At 32.9% G+C, this 510-nt stretch carries 1 protein-coding gene and 1 pseudogene; both read right to left on the bottom strand.

Annotation, left to right across the window (positions count from 1 at the left end; translation table 11 throughout):
• A partial coding sequence (locus tag IE142_RS40570; RefSeq protein WP_191889548.1) for an IMP dehydrogenase occupies positions 1-248 on the bottom strand: 248 nt, incomplete at its 3' end.
• A gap of 37 nt (positions 249-285) precedes the next feature.
• Positions 286-510 (bottom strand): annotated as a pseudogene (locus IE142_RS40565) (hypothetical protein); the annotation flags it as partial.

The following is a 510-nucleotide window of genomic DNA, read 5'->3' as shown; positions in this document are numbered from 1 at the left end:
TCAGCTTGTTCTTCGACGCCCATATTCTTATGAATAACACCTAAACCGCCTTGTCGAGCCATAGCAATTGCCATTTTTGATTCAGTTACTGTATCCATACCTGCTGAGATAACAGGAATGTTTAACTTGATCTTATCTGATAATTTGACACTTAAGTCAACATCGCTTGGTAAAACATCTGATGCAGCTGGAATGAGTAACACGTCGTCGAATGTTAAAGATTCTTTAGCAAATTTATTTTCCCACATTAAAAACAGCCTCCAATTTTATTTATACTTAGTTACATTATTTCACATTTTCTTCAGTTTGTTTATACTTTATACCATTAAAAAAGAAATTTAAGATGATTGCAGAAATTGCGCCAAGCACTATACCATTTTGAGTTAACCAAGCAAATTGTTCTCCTAATCCTTTAAATGCTTGAGGTACTGCACTAATACCAGCACCTAACCCTACTGAAATTGCAATAATTAATAAATTATTTTGATTTTGGAAATTAATGTTACCCAA

It is taken from the genome of Streptomyces mutabilis (assembly GCF_014649815.1).
Lineage (GTDB): Bacteria > Actinomycetota > Actinomycetes > Streptomycetales > Streptomycetaceae > Streptomyces > Streptomyces mutabilis.
The sequence above is the reverse complement of the archived record's forward strand: the minus strand, read 5'-3'. Positions and strand labels throughout refer to the sequence as shown.